Below are 18,493 nucleotides of genomic sequence, written 5' to 3'. Positions count from 1 at the left end.
CATCGTCCACGCTTTTAGGCGGTGGATGAGCTCCCCGAATCGTCAGTCAGTCGCGCTGCCTTCAAATTAAACGGAAAACCGCATTTCCGGCTTCAATAGGCCTCGGCGCTCAATGCGATGCGAACGTTATCGGGTTTCTCGGGGGAGGACTTGTCAGGCGATGAAATACAGCGCGCTGGTGTAGAATAGCAAAGACCAGCTCCGATGGGGCAGGGCTTTACGGGTCAAACCGCTCCTCGCGAAGGCGCTGGATTTATGTCGGAGAACCTGCTCCATTGTAACGGAGGACAATTCAGGCCCCAGCATGGGTCCTGTGCATGGATTGGCAAAGAACGACGTTTTTTGTGCTTTTAGAGCTGGATGCTGTAGCTTTTTTAACTTCTTCGCGTTACCATCCGAAGCATCGTTACAGAGATTCCTTTTTAGCGCTTCGGCCTTCTCTGAACAGTAAAATCCCCTCTGAAATCTCAGTTATAGGACAGTCACGCTAGGAAAACCTAACGTCGAATTAGCTTTCGTTTGCCAAAAAATGTCTTTTATTCTCATATTGTTGAGTTTCACCATTCCGCAGTCGAAACGACCCGCTTTTCAGTCGATTTGACGCCCTGCAAACTATCTTTCGCGAACTCCGACTCAGCTGCATTGCCTCAAGGCAAATCTGCTCTTCTTTTCAAAAAGCCATCCACACGAACGCACTGCCGGGAGTGATGAAATAGGGCTTCCTGCTGTGGCCCTGATCAACAAATCCGAAATCGTTATATGCACGTCATCTAGCTTGCTTATGGAGGCCTGACACTCTTAGGAAGGGGTTTCTATTATGCGTAAGCTTTTGCTCACTTTGGCATCCGCAACATTCTTGAGTGGCGCTGCTCATGCTGCCGATGTCTATCCGCTCGACCGGGCGACCATCCTCGTCGGCTCTCCGTTCGATTTTAAAGTGGAACTCGACAAGGTCGTGAAGCCGGAAGAGGTCAAGGTGACCGTCAACGGCAAGGATTATGAAGCCCTGTTCGGCTCCAAGGCCGAGTTCGTCGCAGAAGAGAAGGGGAGCGAGGACAAAGTTCTGGGCTCGGCCCTCATTCTGCGTGATGTGAAGCTCGCGGAGCCGGGTGCCTACAAGGTTGAAGTTTCGGCAGGCGATGAGAAGAAGACCGTCACCTGGGAGGTCTATCCGACCGCAACTGAAGCCAAAGCCAAGAACATCATCTTCCTCGTGGCTGATGGTCTTTCGGTTGCGCACCGCACCGGTGCGCGCATCATGTCCAAGGGCATGACGGAGGGCAAGGCCAATGGTCGCCTCAATATGGATGACGTCCCGCCGGTTGCCTTTATCGGCACGTCGTCGACTCACTCCATCGCGACTGACAGCGCCAACACCATGTCGGCTTACATGACGGGTCACAAAGCGCGTGTGAACGCGCTGGGCGTCTATGCCGACCGCACCCCGGCGAGCCAGGACGACCCGAAGGTCGAAACCATTGCCGAAGCGCTGCGTCGTCAGACGAAGAAGTCCATCGGCATCGTTTCCACGGCAGAAGTGGAAGACGCAACGCCTGCCGCGCTGGTCTCGCACACACGCAAGCGTTCCGATAAGGCGGACATTGTCGGCATGTTCTACGACGTCAAGCCCGATGTACTTCTGGGCGGAGGTTCGGCCTATTTCCTGAGCAAGGATGTTCCGGGCTCGAAGCGTAAGGACGACAAGGATTATATCCAGTTGTTCCGTGATGCGGGTTACGCCATCGTCACCGACAAGAACGAACTGGCCGCTTCCGGTCAGTCCAATCAGCAGAACCTGCTCGGCCTGTTCCACACCGGCAATATGGATGTGACGCTGGACCGCGAGTTTCTGAAGAAGGGTACGGTCGACAAGTTTCCGAACCAGCCGGGCCTGGTCGACATGACCAAGGCTGCGCTCGACAAGCTTTCCAAGAATCCGGAAGGCTTCTTCCTGATGGTGGAAGGGGCTTCTATCGACAAGATGAGCCACCCGCTCGACTGGGAACGTGCGCTGGTCGACACGATCGAGTTCGACAAGGCTGTCGGCGTTGCGCAGGAATTCGCCAAGAACAACCCGGACACGCTGATCGTTGTGACCGGCGACCACACCCATGGCGTGGCGATTATCGGTACGGTTGATGACGAGAAGCCGGGCGATGAAATGCGCGCCAAGGTTGGCACTTACGATGCGGCTGGCTTCCCGAACTATGAAGACAAGGACGGCGACGGCTATCCGGATCGCGTCGATGTCTCCCGCCGACTGTTCATGGCTGCCAATAACGGCCCGGATCATTATGAAACCTTCCGCCCGAAGCTGGATGATCCGTTCGTTCCGGCCATCAAGAATGAAAAGGGCGAATATGTTGCCAATGAAGCCTATAAGGATGTGCCGGGCGCGGTTTTCGTGCAGGGCAACATCCCGAAGGATGAGGATACCGGCGTTCACGCGGTAGACGATATCGTTCTTCAGGCGACGGGTCCGGGCTCCGAAGGGCTGCGTGGCTATATGGAACAGAGCGACGTGTATCGCGCCCTTGCTGATACATTTGCTCTCGGCAAGCCGAAGTCCGAGTAAGTACGGTCTATCCTGAAACAGGGCAGGCGGCTTGCGCCGCTTGCCCGCAATTGATGGAGCGTTCGATGTTCAACCGGAACGATCTAAGCCGCCGACAGGTGATGCTTGGCGCACTGGCCATGCCGCTGGTGACAGGTCTCCCACAAGCGCGGGCCGCCGAGCAACTCGGCTTCAACAATCTCTATAAAAGCTTCGGCGTGCTGGGCCTTGAGTTTTCCGATCAGGTCAAGCAGTCCGCCGGCAAGCAAGTCGCCATCAGCGGCTTCATGGCGCCGCCCTTGAAGGCAGAAGCCAATTTCTTCGTGCTGACCGAAATACCAATGTCGATCTGCCCGTTCTGCTCGTCGGATTCCGACTGGCCGGACAACATTGTGGTGGTTTATCTCGCGGCGAAGCAGACTTTCGTGCAGTTCAACGCGCCAATCCTCACGCGCGGCACACTTGAATATGGTTCGTGGACTGATCCTGAAACGGGATTTGTTAGCCAGCTACGCATGCGCGATGCTTCATTCACAACGGTCTGACATGCTGACTGAACAAAGGTCCGGCCTTTCGCTGGACATTTCCGCGCTGGAAGTCCGTTTTCCCGGCCTGCCTGAGCCTGCACTCGCCATTGAGACCTTTCATCTGACGCAAGGCGAACATCTGGCTGTCGCCGGTGCGTCGGGGTCCGGGAAAAGTACGCTGATCAACGCGATCACCGGCCTTGAAGGCGTTCGAACGGGACATGTCTTATGGAATGGCGAAGCCTTCAGCAGCCTGTCGGCTTTTCAGCGCGATGCGTTTCGGGCCCGCAATATCGGGCTGGTGATGCAGGATTTCCATCTCTTTCCGGGCCTTTCGGCCATTGCCAATGTTCTGCTGCCTGCAAAACTGAGCCGCGCGGTGAAGCCGGTGCGGCGCGAGCGGGCGCTCGAACTATTGGAAACAGTGGGTATTGCAAGGCCCGACCAGCATATCGAAACGCTGTCGCGTGGCGAAATGCAGCGGGTGGCCATTGCGCGTGCGCTGTTCCCCGCGCCGCGGGTGATCATTGCCGACGAGCCGACCGCGAGCCTCGATCAGAAAACCGGCGCGGAGATCGCCGAACTTCTGGTACAGCTTGCCAGCGCGCAGGGGGCCACGCTGATTGCCGTCACGCATGATCCGCAATTGATGAAGCGCCTGCGGCGGCAGATTTTTCTGGAAGGCGGACGCATAACGAAAGACGTCACGGGACACGGCGCGACATGATCACATTCATTCTTGCCGATCTTCGCCGGTTCTGGAGCGGAGCCGTTGCGGTGATTATCCTGCTGGCGCTGTCCGTGACCTTGAGCACGGTGGTGACATTGCAGGAGCGGGCCGTGCGTCTTGGCACCGCGCGCGCGTCGGAGAAATTCGATCTTGTGGTGGGTGCAGCCGGAAGCGACACGCAACTGACATTGTCCTCCGTGTTTCTGCAACCGTCGCCTCTGCCGCTGATGTCGGGCGCGACGCTCGGCAAGCTTACTGCCGATCCGCGCGTGGCTTTCGCCGCGCCCATTGGCTTTGGCGACAGCGCGATGGGTTTCCCCATCGTCGGCACAACGACACAACTGATTGCGGCCTTGTCGCCTCAACTGGCGGAAGGTGCCGTGTTTACCCGGTTGGGCGAGGCGGTTATCGGCTCGGCGGTGGATCTGCCGATTGGCGGCCGGGTCAATCCGATGCATGGAACCGTTGAAACCGGCGGTCATGCGCATACGGAACTGAGCTATCATGTCAGCGGCAAGATGGCTCCGACAGGAACCGCATGGGATCGCTCGATCCTTGTGCCCATTCGGGCGGTCTGGCAATTGCACGGCATGAGTGGTCATGACCATGACCATGAGAATGCGGATGCCCATGATGATGCGCCGAAGACCCAAGGCTCGCTTGCGGTAATCGGACCGAACGATACGCATGATCACAATGCCCGGATCGATGTCGATGCACCGCTTGATGAGCGGTTCGATGCCAACAGCCCCGGAATTCCGGCGGTTCTGGTCAAGCCGAAGACCATCGCCGATGCTTATCGTCTGCGGCAGGAATATCGCTCTGAAACGACATTGTCGATTTTCCCGGCGGAGGTGCTGACGCGGCTCTATTCCACGCTGGGCGATGCCCGCAAACTTCTGCTCGGTATCGCTGTCGGTACGCAGGTGATCGTTGTTTTCGCCTTGCTGCTGGTTGCTGTCATGCATATTGGCGCACGCAAGCGACAGATCGGCGCCTTGCGGGCCTTTGGTGCACCGGTCAGTGCGGTGATGACAATTGTCTGGGGCGAGTTGTTCTTTCTGCTGGTGCTCGGCATCCTGCTGGGGCTGGCCATCGGCTACGCAGCCGCCCACATCATCACGGCATGGTTGACTGCGACAACGGCGGTGAGAATGCCCGTCGAGTTTTCGATGGATGATCTTTACGGCGCTGGTGGCTTTATCCTTGTCGCGGCCATTGTGTCTCTGGTGCCAGCACTGCTCGCATTGCGTATGAGCCCGGCATCGGCACTGCGTTCCTGACGTTTGGGTTAAAAGAAAAGCCCCCATCCGGATCACCCGGATGGGGGCTTTTTCGTCAGCGCTCGTTGATGAACTTACGAGCGGGGAGGAAGGATCGGCAGAGGTTCCGCACGTCCAACAATGAACGCGTAGGAAAATGCGCCGACAACAGCCATGATGGCGGCCATCAGGAAGGATGGCGTATAGCTGCCGTTGAACTGATCCAGCAGGAAGCCGAACAGGAACGGGCTGATGATGCCTGCAATGTTCGAAGCGAAGTTCTGGATGCCGCCAATCGATGCCACATGGCGCGAGCTTGGTGCAACGTCGGCTGGCAGGGACCAGATCGCGGTCGCTGCGATGGCAAGGCTGCTATAGGAAATCGCCAGGAAGAACAAAGCTGCATAGAGCGATTCAACCAGCGCTGCCGGAAGGATAGCTGCGCCGCCCAGCATGCCGCCAACCATGACGATCTTGCGCACGGTGGTGACATTCGCGCCGCCACGGATGGCGCGGTCGGCCAGAAGGCCGGCGATCCAGGCGGTGACGACAGCAGCGATGCCCGGCAGCATGCCATAAAGGCCGAGTTCTGCAAGGTTCAGGCCGCGTGCGGTCTTCAGATAGGTTGGGAACCAGGTCAGGAAGAAGTAGATGACGAAGTTCAGGCAGAAGAAGCCGAGCATCATGCCCCAGACCGTGCGGTAGCGGAACAGGTCTGCCCAACGGATTTTCTGTGCTTCTTCGCTGTCATTGTCGTCGGTGCGGGCACCGTTCTGGATGATGTATTGACGTTCCAGATCATTGGCGCGCGGATGTTCCGACGGATCGCGATAGGTGACGTACCAGAAAAACGCCCAGACGAGGCCGACAGCACCCAGAATGACGAAGGAATAGTGCCAGGTTGCGAAAGCGATAATCGAGGTCACGATCGGCAGCGCCAGAACCGTGCCGACGCGCGAACCGGAATCGATCACAGCCGTTGCAAAGGCGCGTTCGCTTCTCGGGAACCAGCGCGAAGCTGCCTTGGTTGCTGCCGGATAGGCCGGTGCTTCACCAGCGCCGAGGAAGAAGCGGACGGTGAAGAAAGACCAGAAGCTGTTGGCGAGCGGGGTGACGGCGGTGAATATCGACCACCAGATGGCGGCGAGCGAGAAGCTCTTGCGCGCGCCAAGCTTGTCCGTGATCCAGCCTGCAAACAGCATCATGCCGTCATAGGCCCAGAAGAAGGCACCAAGGATGAGGCCCTTCTGCGTGTTGGTCAGGTTCAGGCCCAGTTCGGAATCGATGAAGGGCAGTGCCACGCTCATATTGGCGCGATCGAGATAGTTGATCGCGATGCCGATAAAACACATGAAAAGTATGAAATACCGGAAGCGGCTGGCGCCGAAAGGCGCCTTGTTTGAAGTATTCATTCCCAATATCCTCCCGGGATATGTCTTCACAGTTCGAATGGTAATCAGAGCGGCTGCGTTGCTTTAATCGCTCTGACGGGTTGTTTATGCGTATGTGACCTGCAAGGTCAGGCGGGCAGCGCCACGCCGTATTTTTCTGCCATTTCGCCGAATGCCTGCCACGTCACCGGGTCGATGGTGATGCCGGTCTGCTCACGCTCTTCGGCAACGCGCCATTCGCGGTCGCCCGGAGCCATAACGGTGCAGCCTTCGCGCGCTGGTGAGTTGCGCAATGTTTCGAGATAACGGGTCATGCCTGCGTCGAACACATCGCGCTCGATAAAGGCTTCCGGCTTGATCGCCAGAACGAAAGCACCCATGCCGCGCGGCGTCGCAAAATCCGGGCCGCCCATCGGGGCGATATCGAAGCTGAGCTTCATGCCGGTCAGAACGGCGCTGAGAATTTCCGCAACACCGGCGAGCGCGGCACCCTTGAAGCCGAATTCGCCGCCCAGCGGCGCAAGCATTTCGACCGCTTCTGCATCGCGTGTATCGACACCGTTGAGATCGGATGCAACGCCCTGCGGCAGCTCGACGCCGAGGCTGCGATAGAGCATCACGCGGTTATAGGGGATCGAGCTTGTGGCCATATCGAGTAGCCACGGATTTTCGTCAGTGGTCGGCACGCCGACCGAAATCGGATTGGTGCCGTGAAACCGCATTGCGCCATCGTGAAGGCGCACGAAACTGTCGGAATTGCAGACCGCCACACCGATCCGGCCTTGCCGCGCTGCTTCCAGTGCATAGGCTCCAGCGGCAGCAAAATGCGAACTGTTCTGAATGGCAACCGCACCGATGCCGAACTGGTCGGACAAAGCAATGGCGCGATCCATCGCGGTATAAGCCGCCAGAGCGCCATGGGCATCGTCGGCATCGAGCGTTTCAATCGCGCCGAAGCTGCGAGCGGCCTTGAGCTTGGGGGTCTTGTTGACGCGACCGCCAACGAGAGCAGTCACATAATGCGCGAGAAGGCGAACGCCGTGGCTATCCACGCCGTAGCGCGTGCCGTGCATCATGGCGCGCGTTGCCGCATCGGCGGTCGCGGCATCTGCTCCACATGCTGAAAAAACCTCACGGCAGAACCGTTCTAGCGATGCGAGCGAGAACGTGGCCTGGTCAACTTCCTGTTGCACTATGAAACTCCTCCAGCCATAATGTATTGTGCATGCACTATACGAATTAATGGGGAGACGCAATCCGGGATATATTAGCGTGCAGTGTTGTTGGGGAGGAGTGGAGGAATTGGAGCATCCCTTCACTGTTCACGGAGATGAACCATCAATCCATAAACCATACTGGACTCAATGGGTTGTATATGAGCTTATCCATCCCGACATAGGCGGGAGCATGCCTGTGGGTATCTGGGGGATATCGGGGCTGGCCGGACAAAATAACAAAAAGCCGGACGCATTCAGGGGAGGAAATTGACATTATGCGGAACATCGCACCCAAACTTTATCAGCGCGCGCGTGACAGTCTGGCGGCTGATATTGCCAATGGCGCCATCCCGGCGACCAAGCGACTGACGGAAAGCTGGGTCGCGGAACTGTTTGGCATCAGCCGGGCACCAGCGCGCCAAGCCTTGGCGGAACTGGAACAGCGCGGTCTCATTCGCAAGGCGGATGGGCGCGGCTATGCGATTGCCGAGGAAGCGGCGGTGAACGGGGCGGGCTGTCCAAATGGCGCCCCCCTTGTCAGGCAGAGCAAGAACAGCCGCATGCAGTTCATGCCCAGCTGGCAGCTCATCTATACCGAAATCGAAAGCGAGATTTTCGCCCGCACATCGCTGGATGGTTGGCGTGTCAACGAGCTGGCCCTGGCAAAGCACTATGGTGTCAGCCGCACTGTGGCGCATGACGTCATGGCCCGGTTGCAGCAGCGCGGCGTTATCCAGAAGGATGCGCGTGGCCGCTGGTTGGCCCCGGCGCTGACCGACAAGCACATTCATGACCTGTTCGAGTTGCGATGGGTGCTAGAGCCACTCGCGCTTGAAAAGGCTCTGCCGCGTTTGCCCGAGGGACTTCTGGAGAGGGTTCGCCGGAATTTGGATGAAGCGGTCGCCTCTCCATTGGTCGCGGGCGAAACACTGGACCGGCTGGAACAGGAACTGCATGTCGAACTGCTTGGCCATTGCGACAGCGCCTCCCTGCTGGAGGCGGTGCGGCTGCCGCAGACCCTGCTCGTCGCACACCATTTCCTGTATCAGTGGACCTCAGGACTTTTCGCGTCGGAACCGTTTTTGCCCGAGCATGTTGAGATCGTGGCGTGCCTGCAGGCCGATAATCTGGCCGGGGCACAACGCGCGCTCGTGCATCATCTGCAAATCTCGCACGAACGCGCTATGCTGCGCATCAATACGCTGGCCAGCACAATCCGGCCGCGTGAACTGCCTTATCTGGAGCGGCAGTCGGGATGCTGATTTAGCCCTGAACCAGCGCCAGCGCCCGCACTGGCGATCCCGTACCAGCGACGAATTTCAACGGTGCGGCGATCAGGATCGCGCCTTTTGCTGGAAGCTGGTCGAGATTGCTGAGGCTTGCGAGGCCGTAGCGATTGGCTTCATGCAGCAGATGGTGTGCCGGGAAGGGCGGGGTCATGCCGCCAGCCGAACCGGCATCGGTGCCGATGGTTTCCTGACCCCAGCCGATGATCCCCTTGGACAGAAGATAGCGGATTGCTTCCGCCGTCGGTCCGGGCGAATGCGGACCATTCTCGTCGGCATTCAGGAATGTCTCGGTCGAGCCATTGCGCTTGTACCAGTCGGTGCGCAGGATCACCCATGAGCCGGCTTCAATCTCGCCATGCTCCGCTTCCCATTGCTGGATGCTTTCCACCGTGAGGAGATAATCCGGGTTGGCGGCTGCTTCCGAAGAGCGGTCGATCACATTGACCGGCGCAACGAAATTCTGCGGCGGGATGGTGTCCGTCGTGTTGTTGGAATGGTCCTTGCCCGTGACCCAATGGCTCGGCGCGTCGAAATGGGTTCCCGTGTGTTCGCCCAGCTCGATCCAGTTCCAGGCCCAGAACGGACCGTCCTGATTATATTTGCTGATCTCGTGGATCTTCACATTCGGGGTGTTCTTGCCGAATTGCGGCGGAAGATAAAGCACCGGCGTGTCGGGTCCGAGCGGCGCGGTAATATCCACGACCTTGATCGATTGCGACACCAATGCGGATGCGAGACCGGTGAGAACGGATGTCTCTTTCATAGTTTCCCTCGTCTTTACCGCGCTCAACCCAGTGTGGGCGGAACTGCGGATTTGTGTAATGGCTTCTGTGAGCCTTGAGAGGAAAGCTATGCAATATCATATGACTTTGCAAGTAATTAAGCGGTCCGAAACGACTTTCCATACAGGCTTATCAAGCCTGAAATCTTGCTTGTTCGGACATTTTCTTGAATGCAGAAATCGCGCTTGGAATTAGAAATATATGCATTTAGAAATAAAATGCCGCTTGCGCTGCATTTCGCGCTGATGAAGGGCGTTTTGCCGTCCTCACATCGGCTGTCAGGTCAATTATTTAAGGCTTGAAATATTTTTCGGCAAACGCGAATCTTAAAGCACGGTGTGGCTCGATTCCTGAGCCTGACCAGCGTGCGGTTGAACAAAGGAAATTGGCGTGTCGGTGGATTTCGAGATCATAGTCAGCGAGGATCATGAAAGCGAAAAGCCGGAATTGCGCCTTTGGCTGCGCATGTTGTCCACGACCAAGCTGATCTCACAGGAAATCAGGCGGCGTCTGCGCAACGAATTCGGCGCAACACTCCCACAATTCGATTTGCTGGCGCAGCTCTATCGCGAGCCGGACGGCTTGCGGCTGGGTGAACTGTCACGCCGCACGATGGTGACCAATGGCAATGTGACCGGGCTGGTGGAGCGGCTGGAGACCGAAGGTCTGGTCAAGCGCGAAACGCCGGGTGCCGATCGTCGCGTCACGGTTGCTCGCCTGACGGATCAGGGCATTTCGGTTTTCAGCCAGATGGCCAGCGCCCATGAAGGCTGGTTGCGGGAAATGATGGCCGACGTCGATCACGATGTCATCCAGATATTGCTGGCCGACCTCGATCCGCTGAAGAAGTCGGTACGAAACCATCTTTCCGGAGCGGAAGACGAGTAAGCCGCCTTCCGCCTGCCGGATTTCAGTTCGCCTGATCGCCCGTCCCGGACATTGTTGCAAACATCGGGCCGCCCTTGATCGAGGGAAAGCCGTAGCCGTTGACCAGAACGAGATCAATGTCGTCGGAATGGCGCGCGATGCCTTCTTCAAGCAGCGCTTTTCCTTCATCCGCCATGGCAGCGAGCAGGCGCTGCATGATTGCTTCGTCGTTGAAACTGCGAGGAACAATGGCGTTGCGTGCGCGGTAATCGTCGATCAGCGCGTGAACGTCCGGGTCGCTGGCGCGAACACCGTCCGCATAGCGATACCAGCCGAGACCGGTCTTGCGCCCGAAACGACCGGCTTCGCATAATTTGTCGGCAACATCGAAATAGGGCAGGTTGGGATCGCGGCTTGCCGCCGCTCTCTTGCGCCGCGCCCAGGCAATTTCCAGCCCGGCCATGTCGTAAACCGCGAAGAGTCCCATCGGAAAGCCATAGGCTTCCATGGCGCGGTCGATATCTTCGGGATAAGCGCCTTCGGCCAGTATTTCCTCGGCTTGCGCGCGATAGGCCGAAAACATCCGGTTGCCGATAAAGCCTTCGCAGACACCGGTAACGATGGGCAGCTTCTTGATCTTACGGGCGAAGGCGATGCCGGTTGCCAGCGTCTCGTCGGAGGTCTGCGCGCAGCGCACCACTTCCAGAAGCCGCATGATATTGGCTGGCGAGAAGAAGTGCAGGCCCAGCACCCGGTCGGCACGGCTTGTCACGGCGGCCAGCTCATCCGGGTTGAGATAGCTTGTATTGGTCGCGAGAATGGTTGCCGCAGGCAGCAACGCATCAAGCGCGCGGAACAGCGACGCCTTGACGGTGAAATCATCGAACACGGCCTCGATGACGAGATCGGCATCGGCCAGTGCAGCCATATCGGCGCTGACAGTGAGCTTTGCACGTTGCGCGTCTGCGGCTTCGGTGGAAAGCCTGCCCGTATCGACAGCCTTCTGGATCATGTCGCTGATCCGCGCATGGCCCTTGGCGGCTGCTTCCGCAGTCGTTTCATAGCCGATGACCTTATAGCCAGCGGCGAGACAGGCAACGGCGATGCCCGATCCCATCAGGCCGGTCCCGGCAATGCCGATGGTGGAAAGCGCCCGAGGCTTCGCCTCAATGCCTTCCACTTTTCCAGCGGCACGTTCGGCGAAAAACAGATGCCGCAAGGCGGCTGCTTCCGTGCTATCGCGCAGGCGAATGAAGGTTGTCCGTTCTTCGGCCAGACCTTCGGCAATCGCGGTTGTCGTCGAGAGTTGGACCAGCCGCGCCGCTTCTCCGGGAGCGGTCGCGCCGCGCGCCTTTTTCAGTATTTTGGCCTTGGCCTGTTCAAAGGCGGCTGCATCGGGCGCGGTAACGGGCAGATCGCCGGTCCGGCACAATGGCTTGCCGACCAGCGTATTGGCGAGCGCGATAGCGTCGGCCACAAGATCGCCATCCGATATCTGGTCGATGAGGCCCAATTGTAGCGCTTCATCCGGGGCAATCTGGCGTCCGGTGGCGATCATATCGAGTGCTGCGAGCGGCCCGATCAGTCGAGGCAGGCGCTGCGTGCCGCCAGCGCCGGGCACGATCCCGAGCTTGACTTCCGGCAAGGCAAAGGAGGCGCTGGTTGATGCGATACGGGCGTGAGTCGCAAGCGCAACCTCAAGCCCGCCGCCCAAAGCGGGGCCGTTGATAGCGGCCACCACGGGTTTGTCGGCGCTTTCGATGATCGTGATAACATCCGGCAATGTCGGTTCGACCGGAGGCTTGCCAAATTCGCGAATGTCTGCCCCGCCGATGAAGATTTTGCCTGCACCGCTCAGCACGGTCGCACGGATCGCCGCGTCGGCAGAAGCATGGCGAATGGCTGCGGCAAAACCTTTGCGCACATCAGCGGATGTGGCGTTGACCGGCGGGTTGTCGACCGTGACGACAAGAATGCCGTCAACAACTGTGCCTGTCACAGCGGGGGAGAATTCGCGTCTATCGGCCATGGTTGCCTCAGTCCGGTATAACGGCAAAAGCCTGTATTTCAATCTTGGCCCGGTCTTCGACCAGCGCAACAACCTGCACCGCCGCCATTGCGGGGAAGTGCTTGCCGATCACATCGCGATAGGCGCGACCGATGCCTTTCAGATTGGCGGTATATTCAACCTTGTCGGTGAAATACCAGGTCATGGAAGCGATATGCTCCGGCTTGCCGCCGGCTTCCGCCAGAATGGCGACAATGTTCTTCAATGTCTGCTCGGTCTGCTCGACGAAATCGTCGGTCTCGAACTGTTGCTGTTCGTTCCAGCCGATCTGGCCGCCGATGTAGACGGTGCGCCCGCGGGCTTCAACGCCGTTGGCATATCCGATGGGGCGGGCCCAGCCTTGCGGCTGAAGGGTCTTATGCATGTTGTATCTCCAGAAAATGCGCGCGGTGGCGGGCTTTAATTTGCCTTCAGTAGTTCGCGCGCGATAATGAGTTTCTGCACTTCGGTTGCGCCCTCATAGATGCGAAGTGCGCGGATCTCGCGATAAAGCCGCTCGACGATTTCGCCGCTTTTCACACCGCGACCGCCAAACATTTGCACGGCCTTGTCGATGGTTTGCTGGGCGTTTTCCGTCGCAACCATCTTGGCCATTGCGGCTTCCTTGGTTGTGTTCAGCTTCTGAACGTCGCGCCGCCATGCTGCGCGATAAGTCAGAAGCGCAGCGGCGTCGATATCGGTCGCCATGTCTCCAAGCGTGGCCTGCGTCAGCTGCAAGTCGGCCAATGCGCCACCGAACATCGGGCGCGACCGTGCATGGGACAGCGCCTCGCTGGCTGCACGGCGCGCAAAGCCAAGTGCTGCTGCGGCAACCGATGCGCGGAAAATATCGAGCGTGCGCATGGCGATCTTGAAGCCTTCGCCCGGCGCGCCGAGGCGACGCGAGGCGGGGATGCGGCAATTGTCGAAGCGGATCGTGGCCAGCGGATGCGGCGCGATCACATCGATGCGCTCCGCGATGGAAAAGCCGGGATCGGTGGCGAAAACCACAAAGGCCGAAATGCCCCGTGTTCCGGGCGCTTCGCCCGTGCGGGCAAAGACGGTGTAGACATCGGCGATGCCGCCATTGGAAATCCAGGTCTTTTCACCGTCGAGCACATAGTCATCGCCGTCGGCTCTGGCGGCACAGCTCATCGCCGCCACATCGGACCCCGCCAGTTTTTCCGAAAGCGCAAAAGCCGAAATCCATTCGCCGATTGCCACTTTCGGCAACACGGCCTGCTTGAGTTCGTCCGACGCGGTCAGGCTGATCGCGCCGGTGCCGAGGCCCTGCATGGCAAAAGCGAAATCGGCGAGACCGTCATGATAGGCCAGTGTCTCGCGGGCAATGCAAAGCTTGCGGGAATCGATGCCTTCGCCGCCGGTCAGGCTGACAGCCGCTTCCAGCAGCCCGGCTTGGCCCAGCGCTTTCACCAAAGCGCGGCAGGCATTGTCGGTATCGCTGTGATCGACATCGGCCAGCGCCGGGCTCGCTGCAAAGGCATCGAGCTTTGCGGCCCAGTCGGTATGGGTTTTGTCAAAAAACGGCCAGTCGAGATGCTCCCGCACGAGCGGTTTTGCTGCGGAACTATCCATCGTCAGTTCCCCTCGAAAACGGGCTTCTGCTTGGCTGCGAAAGCCTCAAAGGCGCGACGGAAATCCTGCGTTGCCATGCAAATGGCCTGCGCTTGCGCTTCCGATTCCACCAGCTCTTCAATGCCCATTGCCCATTCCTGATTGAGCATGGTTTTGGTCATGCCATGCGCGAACCATGGGCCATCGGCGATGTTGCGCGCCAGCGCTTCGGCCTTGCCGATGAGGTCGCCCTGCGGATGCAGCGCATTGAAGAAGCCCCAGCGCTCGCCTTCGTCGGCGCTCATGAAGCGTCCGGTATAAAGCAGTTCCGATGCGCGGCCCTGACCGATCAGTCGCGGGAGAATGCCGCAGGCACCCATATCTGCGCCCGCGAGACCGACGCGGGTGAAGAGGAAGGCTGTCTTGGCTTCCGGTGTTGCGATGCGCAAATCCGATGCCATGGCCAGAATAGCGCCAGCACCAGCGCAAATGCCGTCAACGGCGGCAATGATCTGCTGCGGGCATTTGCGCATGGCCTTGACGACATCGCCAGTCATGCGCGTGAAAGCCAGAAGGTCGGGCATCGCCATTTTGGTCAGCGGTTCGATGATCTCGAACACATCGCCGCCCGACGAGAAGTTTCCGCCAGCGCCGGTCAGCACGATGGTGCGCACGTCGGAGGCATAGACGAGATTGCGAAACAGGTCGCGAAGCTCGGCATAGCTTTCGAATGTCAGCGGATTTTTGCGGTCCGGGCGGTTCAGGGTCAGCGTTGCAACGCGCCCATCTTCGCTGGTCTGCCACAGAAAATGCTCGGCCTGATAATCCTTGAAAGGCTTCAGATTGCTCGCCATCGAAATTGTGCCGTCGTTCATCCTGCCATTACCTCCCCACCGGCGATTGCTATCGCCTGTCCAGTTATCGATTGCGCGCCGGGCGATGTGAGCCACAGCACGGTTTCAGCCACTTCCTCAGGCTGTATCAGGCGTCCCTGCGGGTTCGCCTTGACGAATTCTGCCAGAACATCGTCCTCCGACCGTCCGGTCTTCGCGACAATGGCCTGGATCGAACGAGCAATGATCGGCGTATCGGTAAAGCCCGGGCAAACGGCATTGACGGTTACGCCCTTGCGGGCCAATTCCAACGCCAGCGCTCTGGTCAACCCGACGACCCCGTGCTTTGCAGCGCAATAGGCCGAGACATAAGAATAACCGCTCAGGCCCGCCGTCGACGCGATATTGATGATGCGCCCGCCTTTGCCGCCCGCCTTGATGTCATCAAGGGTCGCCTGCGTCACATTGAAGACGCCGGTGAGATCGACGTCGAGAACGCGGCTCCACATATCGAGACTGGTTTTCTCGAAAGGGGCGCTCGGTGCTTCCCCGGCATTATTAACAAGAATGCTGACAGGCCCGAATGCGGCGCGCGCGCCGTTCAACCCGGTCTCAATGGCTTCGCGGTTTGTCACATCGAAACCATCGGCAATGAAGCATCGCTGCCAGTCCAACAGGGCGGCAGTTGCTTCCAGCGGTTCGCGGCGGCGGCCCGCCAGGGTCACATTGGCCCCGGCGCGCGCAAGGCCCACCGCGATAGCGGCGCCGATACCGCTACCGGCACCGGTAACCAGCGCATGTTTGCCAGAAAGGGCAAGGCCAACAGCCGGATCGTTCATCGCCATCTCTCCGTTATCTCACCAGCTCTATTTCGCGCCTTGCGGTGCAGCAGCGGCGCGGGCGAGATTGGCTTCATACTGATACTTGCTGGAGCGATATTGCTTCGGCCACGCGATAGAGTTGATGCCGATTTTCGCCGCCTCGTGCAGCGCCCATGCCGGATCGGCAAGATGCGGGCGTGCCACAGCGCAGAGATCGGCGCGCCCGGCGGCGATGATCGAATTCGCATGATCGGCTTCCGAAATCGCACCGACGGCGATCGTCGGAATGTGGATTTCGTTGCGGATCTTGTCGGAGAACGGGGTCTGGAACAGACGGCCATAAACCGGCTTTTCTTCCTTCCAGACCTGACCCGACGAACAGTCGATCAGATCGGCGCCTGCGGCCTTGAACATCTCGGCAAAGATGGCTGCATCTTCCGGCGTGTTGCCGCCTTCAAACCAGTCGTGGCACGAAAGACGAACCGAGATCGGCTTATCCTGCGGCCAGACTTCGCGAACCGCGTGGAAGACTTCCAGCGGATAACGTGCGCGGTTTTCATAGCTGCCGCCATATTCGTCCTCGCGCCGGTTGGTGAGCGGCGACAGGAAGCTCGACAGAAGATAGCCATGGGCACAGTGCAGTTCGAGCCAATCGACGCCAGCTTCAGCCGCGCGTTTGGTGGCGGCGACGAAATCCGCTTTCACCCGATCCATATCGGCGCGGTCCATCGCCTTCGGCGTCTGGCTGTGCTTGAGGTAGGGGAGGGCGGAGGCGGACAGCAGCGGCCACGCGCCGTCGTCCAGCGGCTGGTCAATGCCTTCCCATGCAAGCTTGGTCGCGCCTTTACGTCCGGCATGGCCGATCTGCATGGCAACCTTGGCATTGCTGTTGCCGTGCACGAAATCGACAACGCGCTTCCAGCCTTCGGCCTGTGCATCGTTCCAGATGCCGAGACAGCCGGGGGTGATCCGCGCATCGGGTGACACACAGGTCATTTCGGCAAAGACCAGTCCCGCGCCGCCCATGGCGCGGCTGCCCAGATGCACCATATGGAAATCGTCGATAAGGCCATCGCTCGCGGAATACATTGCCATCGGCGACACGACGATGCGGTTTGGCAGCGTCACACCGCGCAGCGTGTAGGGCGTGAACATCGGCGGCAGGCAACGCTCGTCTTCCGTTACGTTCAGCCCCTGCTTGCGGGCAAACCAGCGCTCATAGCCTTCGAGCCAGTTCTTGTCGCGCAGACGCAGATTTTCGTGGCTGATGCGCTGCGAACGCGTGAGCATGGAATACATGAACTGTTCCGGCTCCAGCGTGTCGGCATAACGTTGGCCGACGACCTCGAACCATTCCATGGCGTTGCGCGCAGCGTTCTGAATGCGTGCAACATCGACCCGGCGGATTTCCTCATAGGCATGCAGCACTTCAGGAATGCCTTCCTTGCCGTGACCGAGCTTCTGGAACTGGTTGGCCAGTTCAATCGCGTCGTCGATGGCAAGTTTGGTGCCCGATCCGATGGCGAAATGCGCGGTATGGGCTGCGTCACCCATCAACACGACATGGGAATTGCCGTTGAAGTGGCTCCATTTTCCGCAAATCAGGCGGTTGAAGTTCAGCCAGGCCGAGCCGCGCATATGGCGCGCATTGGTCATCAGCGGTACGCCTTCCAGCGTCTCCGCAAAAAGCTTTTCGCAGAAATCGATGGAGGCAGTCTGGTCCATCTGGTCCAGCCCGTGCGCCAGATAGGCTTCCTCTGTGGTTTCTATGATGAAGGTCGAGGTCTTGTCGTCGAACTTGTAGATATGCGCCTGGAACCAGCCGTGATCGGTCTTGCGGAAATCGAAGGTAAAGGCGTCGAACAGCTTTTCCGTGCCAAGCCAGATATAGCGATTGGGCCGCACGATCAGATCGGGCTCGAACACGTCCTCATAGCGATTGCGAATACGGGAGTTAAGGCCGTCCGAAGCGATGATGAGATCGGCATCGGGGAAATCGAGATCGCTTTCCACGTCGGTTTCAAACTGAAGCTTCACGCCCAGCGCTTCGCAGCGCAGCTGAAGAATGTTGAGCAGGCGCTTGCGGCCGATGCCGACAAAGCCATGACCGCTGGTGCGCTGGCGCGTGCCCTTGAACAGCACCTCGATATCGTCCCAGTGATTGAAGGCGTCCTGAATTTCGGCTGCACTTTCCGGGTCCCAGACCTTCATGGATTCCATGGTCGCGTCGGAAAACACCACACCCCAGCCGAAGGTGTCATAGGGGCGGTTCCGCTCCACAACCGTAATGTCATGTTCCGGATGAAGCTTCTTCATCAGAAGGCCGAAATAAAGGCCGGCCGGACCTCCTCCAATACACACGATACGCATGTTGAGTTCCCTTTCCGATTTGCTGCCGACCGATATTTGCCGAACGGAGCCGGTTAATTATTTTAAGCTTAAAATATAATTGGGTGCTCAAGCACGTCAAGCGAAAAAATCGCGGCCTTTCTCACATTCCGTCATGGAGCATGGAAAATGCCTCCAAACAGAAATATGCAAATGCAATAATTATAATCGTTCTGAAAAGCGCTATTGACACAGTTTAGAATTAGAAAA

Annotated in this window: 15 protein-coding genes; 6 read left to right on the top strand and 9 right to left on the bottom strand. The window is 58.7% G+C overall.

Features of this window, described 5'->3' with window-relative positions; translation table 11 throughout:
* Positions 1-817: 817 nt before the first annotated feature.
* The 4 genes from FGI60_RS16980 (at position 818) to FGI60_RS16965 (ending at position 5,094) form a co-directional block, all read left to right on the top strand.
* Entirely contained in the window at positions 818-2,575 is a 1,758-nt protein-coding gene (locus FGI60_RS16980; protein WP_138786202.1) for an alkaline phosphatase, read from the top strand.
* Positions 2,576-2,640: 65 nt separating this feature from the next.
* A complete protein-coding gene (locus FGI60_RS16975; protein ID WP_138786201.1) occupies positions 2,641-3,099 on the top strand; it encodes a hypothetical protein in 459 nt (152 codons plus the stop codon).
* A 1-nt stretch (position 3,100) separates the two neighbouring features.
* On the top strand, positions 3,101-3,808 hold the full coding sequence (locus tag FGI60_RS16970; protein ID WP_138786200.1) for an ABC transporter ATP-binding protein: 708 nt from the start codon (positions 3,101-3,103) through the stop codon (positions 3,806-3,808).
* Positions 3,805-5,094, top strand: a complete 1,290-nt coding sequence (locus tag FGI60_RS16965) for an ABC transporter permease (RefSeq protein WP_138786199.1) — start codon at positions 3,805-3,807, stop codon at positions 5,092-5,094. Before FGI60_RS16970 ends, FGI60_RS16965 begins: the two co-directional genes overlap by 4 nt.
* Before the next feature lie 74 nt (positions 5,095-5,168).
* Here the strand turns inward: FGI60_RS16965 and FGI60_RS16960 are convergent, their stop codons facing one another.
* On the bottom strand, positions 5,169-6,485 hold the full coding sequence (locus tag FGI60_RS16960; protein ID WP_078338185.1) for an MFS transporter: 1,317 nt from the start codon (positions 6,483-6,485) through the stop codon (positions 5,169-5,171).
* Between the two features lie 107 nt (positions 6,486-6,592).
* On the bottom strand, positions 6,593-7,657 hold the full coding sequence (locus tag FGI60_RS16955; RefSeq protein WP_138786198.1) for an Ldh family oxidoreductase: 1,065 nt from the start codon (positions 7,655-7,657) through the stop codon (positions 6,593-6,595).
* Between the two features lie 299 nt (positions 7,658-7,956).
* Between FGI60_RS16955 and FGI60_RS16950 the strand changes: the two genes are divergently transcribed.
* A complete protein-coding gene (locus FGI60_RS16950; RefSeq protein WP_138786197.1) occupies positions 7,957-8,943 on the top strand; it encodes a GntR family transcriptional regulator in 987 nt (328 codons plus the stop codon).
* A 1-nt stretch (position 8,944) separates the two neighbouring features.
* On the opposite strand, the gene FGI60_RS16945 is transcribed toward FGI60_RS16950, so the two are convergent.
* A complete protein-coding gene (locus tag FGI60_RS16945; protein WP_138786196.1) occupies positions 8,945-9,733 on the bottom strand; it encodes a cyclase family protein in 789 nt (262 codons plus the stop codon).
* A gap of 415 nt (positions 9,734-10,148) precedes the next feature.
* Between FGI60_RS16945 and FGI60_RS16940 the strand changes: the two genes are divergently transcribed.
* Positions 10,149-10,640 (top strand): MarR family winged helix-turn-helix transcriptional regulator, encoded by a 492-nt coding sequence (locus tag FGI60_RS16940; protein WP_235889847.1) that lies wholly within the window; start codon positions 10,149-10,151, stop codon positions 10,638-10,640.
* A 22-nt stretch (positions 10,641-10,662) separates the two neighbouring features.
* Here the strand turns inward: FGI60_RS16940 and FGI60_RS16935 are convergent, their stop codons facing one another.
* From FGI60_RS16935 to FGI60_RS16910, 6 genes are read right to left on the bottom strand one after another with little or no spacing between them, the layout of a single operon-like run.
* Complete coding sequence (locus tag FGI60_RS16935; protein ID WP_138786195.1) at positions 10,663-12,648, bottom strand: 3-hydroxyacyl-CoA dehydrogenase NAD-binding domain-containing protein; 1,986 nt, start codon at positions 12,646-12,648, stop codon at positions 10,663-10,665.
* Positions 12,649-12,655: 7 nt separating this feature from the next.
* Positions 12,656-13,051, bottom strand: coding sequence for a RidA family protein (locus tag FGI60_RS16930; RefSeq protein WP_138786194.1), 396 nt, complete (start codon positions 13,049-13,051; stop codon positions 12,656-12,658).
* 35 nt (positions 13,052-13,086) lie between these two features.
* Complete coding sequence (locus FGI60_RS16925; RefSeq protein WP_138786193.1) at positions 13,087-14,262, bottom strand: acyl-CoA dehydrogenase family protein; 1,176 nt, start codon at positions 14,260-14,262, stop codon at positions 13,087-13,089.
* Positions 14,263-14,264: 2 nt separating this feature from the next.
* Positions 14,265-15,116, bottom strand: a complete 852-nt coding sequence (locus tag FGI60_RS16920) for an enoyl-CoA hydratase family protein (protein WP_138786192.1) — start codon at positions 15,114-15,116, stop codon at positions 14,265-14,267.
* On the bottom strand, positions 15,113-15,913 hold the full coding sequence (locus FGI60_RS16915; RefSeq protein ID WP_138786191.1) for an SDR family NAD(P)-dependent oxidoreductase: 801 nt from the start codon (positions 15,911-15,913) through the stop codon (positions 15,113-15,115). Before FGI60_RS16915 ends, FGI60_RS16920 begins: the two co-directional genes overlap by 4 nt.
* A 27-nt stretch (positions 15,914-15,940) precedes the next feature.
* Positions 15,941-18,265 carry a bifunctional salicylyl-CoA 5-hydroxylase/oxidoreductase gene (locus FGI60_RS16910; RefSeq protein ID WP_138786190.1) on the bottom strand — a complete coding sequence of 775 codons (2,325 nt, stop codon included), beginning with the start codon at positions 18,263-18,265 and terminating at the stop codon, positions 15,941-15,943.
* Between the last annotated feature and the right edge of the window lie 228 nt (positions 18,266-18,493).

It is taken from the genome of Brucella haematophila (assembly GCF_005938105.1).
GTDB lineage: Bacteria > Pseudomonadota > Alphaproteobacteria > Rhizobiales > Rhizobiaceae > Brucella > Brucella haematophila.
The sequence above is the reverse complement of the archived record's forward strand: the minus strand, read 5'-3'. Positions and strand labels throughout refer to the sequence as shown.

What these genes read in the sequence shown, in the direction of transcription:
- FGI60_RS16980 (WP_138786202.1), top strand. Translation starts at nt 818, where the DNA reads ATGCGTAAGCTTTTGCTCACTTTGGCATCCGCAACATTCTTGAGTGGC.
- FGI60_RS16975 (WP_138786201.1), top strand. Translation starts at nt 2,641, where the DNA reads ATGTTCAACCGGAACGATCTAAGCCGCCGACAGGTGATGCTTGGCGCA.
- FGI60_RS16970 (WP_138786200.1), top strand. Translation starts at nt 3,101, where the DNA reads ATGCTGACTGAACAAAGGTCCGGCCTTTCGCTGGACATTTCCGCGCTG.
- FGI60_RS16965 (WP_138786199.1), top strand. Translation starts at nt 3,805, where the DNA reads ATGATCACATTCATTCTTGCCGATCTTCGCCGGTTCTGGAGCGGAGCC.
- FGI60_RS16960 (WP_078338185.1), bottom strand. Translation starts at nt 6,485, where the DNA reads ATGAATACTTCAAACAAGGCGCCTTTCGGCGCCAGCCGCTTCCGGTAT.
- FGI60_RS16950 (WP_138786197.1), top strand. Translation starts at nt 7,957, where the DNA reads ATGCGGAACATCGCACCCAAACTTTATCAGCGCGCGCGTGACAGTCTG.
- FGI60_RS16945 (WP_138786196.1), bottom strand. Translation starts at nt 9,733, where the DNA reads ATGAAAGAGACATCCGTTCTCACCGGTCTCGCATCCGCATTGGTGTCG.
- FGI60_RS16935 (WP_138786195.1), bottom strand. Translation starts at nt 12,648, where the DNA reads ATGGCCGATAGACGCGAATTCTCCCCCGCTGTGACAGGCACAGTTGTT.
- FGI60_RS16930 (WP_138786194.1), bottom strand. Translation starts at nt 13,051, where the DNA reads ATGCATAAGACCCTTCAGCCGCAAGGCTGGGCCCGCCCCATCGGATAT.
- FGI60_RS16925 (WP_138786193.1), bottom strand. Translation starts at nt 14,262, where the DNA reads ATGGATAGTTCCGCAGCAAAACCGCTCGTGCGGGAGCATCTCGACTGG.
- FGI60_RS16920 (WP_138786192.1), bottom strand. Translation starts at nt 15,116, where the DNA reads ATGAACGACGGCACAATTTCGATGGCGAGCAATCTGAAGCCTTTCAAG.
- FGI60_RS16915 (WP_138786191.1), bottom strand. Translation starts at nt 15,913, where the DNA reads ATGAACGATCCGGCTGTTGGCCTTGCCCTTTCTGGCAAACATGCGCTG.
- FGI60_RS16910 (WP_138786190.1), bottom strand. Translation starts at nt 18,265, where the DNA reads ATGCGTATCGTGTGTATTGGAGGAGGTCCGGCCGGCCTTTATTTCGGC.